This is a genomic window from Specibacter sp. NPDC078709, assembly GCF_040686795.1.
Lineage (GTDB): Bacteria > Actinomycetota > Actinomycetes > Actinomycetales > Micrococcaceae > Specibacter.
The window spans coordinates 1888-4520 of sequence record NZ_JBFBLU010000020.1 but is presented as its reverse complement, the minus strand read 5'-3'; the positions used below and the strand labels follow the sequence as shown (position 1 = coordinate 4520).

Annotated in this window: 1 rRNA gene; it reads right to left on the bottom strand. The window is 52.3% G+C overall.

Annotated features, from left to right (window positions below):
- Positions 1-2126: ribosomal RNA gene (locus tag AB0P14_RS17905) — 23S ribosomal RNA — on the bottom strand; the annotation flags it as partial.
- Positions 2127-2633: the final 507 nt, after the last annotated feature.

The following is a 2633-nucleotide window of genomic DNA, read 5'->3' as shown; positions in this document are numbered from 1 at the left end:
AGCTAACCGGTCCTCTTAACCTTCCAGCACCGGGCAGGAGTCAGTCCGTATACATCGTCTTGCGACTTCGCACGGACCTGTGTTTTTAGTAAACAGTCGCTTCCCCCTGGTCTCTGCGGCCCACACCCGCTCACGGACAGCTAGTGTCCTTCACGAGGCAGGCCCCCCTTCTCCCGAAGTTACGGGGGCATTTTGCCGAGTTCCTTAACCATAATTCTCTCGATCGCCTTAGTATTCTCTACCTGATCACCTGTGTCGGTTTGGGGTACGGGCAGTTAGAACCTCACGTCGATGCTTTTCTAGGCAGCATAGGATCACCGAATTCCCCCAAACGGGGGTCCCATCAGATCTCAGAATCGTCATCAAAGACAACACAACGGATTTGCCTATCGTGTTTCCTACATCCTTAGACCGGGACTACCATCGCCCGGCTCGGCTACCTTCCTGCGTCACACCTGTTAATACGTTTACCTCCCCAAGTCAGGTCCCACGCTCCCCACACACCCTGGTCCCGAAGGACACTCAATGGTGGAAAGGGATGGTTAGTATCATTGGTTCAATATTGGCGGTTCTTCACCGGTACGGGAATATCAACCCGTTGTCCATCGACTACGCCTGTCGGCCTCGCCTTAGGTCCCGACTTACCCAGGGCAGATTAGCTTGACCCTGGAACCCTTGATCATTCGGCGGACGGGTTTCTCACCCGTCTTTCGCTACTCATGCCTGCATTCTCACTCGTGTAGGCTCCACCGCTAGTTCACACTGCGACTTCAATGCCTACACGACGCTCCCCTACCACTCCAAACCCCTGAACAAGAACAAGTCTCGTTAGGGCAATGTTTGAAATCCACAACTTCGGCGGTGTACTTGAGCCCCGCTACATTGTCGGCGCGGAATCACTTGACCAGTGAGCTATTACGCACTCTTTTAAGGATGGCTGCTTCTAAGCCAACCTCCTGGTTGTCTAAGCAATCCCACATCCTTTCCCACTTAGCACACGCTTAGGGGCCTTAGTTGGTGGTCTGGGCTGTTTCCCTCTCGACTATGAAGCTTATCCCCCACAGTCTCACTGCTACGCTCTGACTTACCGGCATTCGGAGTTTGGCTGACGTCAGTAACCTTGTAGGGCCCATTAGCCATCCAGTAGCTCTACCTCCAGTAAGAAACACGCAACGCTGCACCTAAATGCATTTCGGGGAGAACCAGCTATCACGAAGTTTGATTGGCCTTTCACCCCTACCCACAGCTCATCCCCTCCATTTTCAACTGAAGTGGGTTCGGTCCTCCACGCGCTCTTACACGCGCTTCAACCTGGCCATGGGTAGATCACTTCGCTTCGGGTCTAGATCACGCCACTAAACTCGCCCTATTCAGACTCGCTTTCGCTACGGCTTCCCCACACGGGTTAACCTCGCGACGTAACACTAACTCGCAGGCTCATTCTTCAAAAGGCACGCCATCACCACAACAACAACCCCCAAAAGGGGCTCGGTGGCTCTGACGGATTGTAAGCACACGGTTTCAGGTACTATTTCACTCCCCTCCCGGGGTACTTTTCACCTTTCCCTCACGGTACTTGTCCGCTATCGGTCATTAGGTAGTATTTAGGCTTATCAGGTGGTCCTGACAGATTCACACGGGATTTCTCGGGCCCCGTGCTACTTGGGATACTCACCAGGGAGTGCACTGCATTTCAGTTACGGGACTCTCACCCTCTACGGTCGGCCATTCAAAACCGTTCACCTATACATGCACCATTCCCCTTCCTAGTCCGGCAGAACTAGATCGGTAAGTCCCACAACCCCGCACCATGCAACGCCCGCCGGCTATCACACATGACACGGTTTAGCCTGATCCGCGTTCGCTCGCCACTACTAACGGAATCACTATTGTTTTCTCTTCCTGTGGGTACTGAGATGTTTCACTTCCCCACGTTCCCTCCACACATCCTATATATTCAGATGCGGGTCACCACCTGGTCTTGCAACCGGTGGCGGGGTTCCCCCATTCGGACACCCTCGGATCAAAGTTTGGTTATCAACTCCCCGAGGCTTATCGCAGATTCCTACGTCCTTCTTCGGCTCCTAATGCCAAGGCATCCACCGTGTGCCCTTAAAAACTTGACCACACACAAGCGGGTCAAACACAACACAACACCCCAAAAGGGCCCTGCATCATGATTTTTATCTATCTTGATTATCGAGAGAACCATGAAAACATCAACCACACCCCAAAGGATGCAGCATCAGATCCAGGTTCATTCATTTTCTCAAAGAAATTGCTTTCTTATAAAAGATGCTCGCGTTCACTATGTAGTTCTCAAACAACAACCCCACCACACACCAACACCCCCCACCAGACACACACAAAAGCATGCGCCACACAGCGAAGAGAAAGGTCATGTGCGGGAAACCAGGAAATCAACACCACCACCCAAAGGTGGACGTTGTTGTTCCAGGACCCAACAGTGTGCCAAACGCATAATAACCATCACCACTAACAACCCGTACGGTTCGTTCCCCGCACCCCAAAGGGTGCTGTACTTGAACCAGGAAGCCAGTCGCCGATCAAAAGACTATTTTATTGATATTCCACCCTTGAGCAACCCACCGAGAAACAAACGTTCTCGCAGA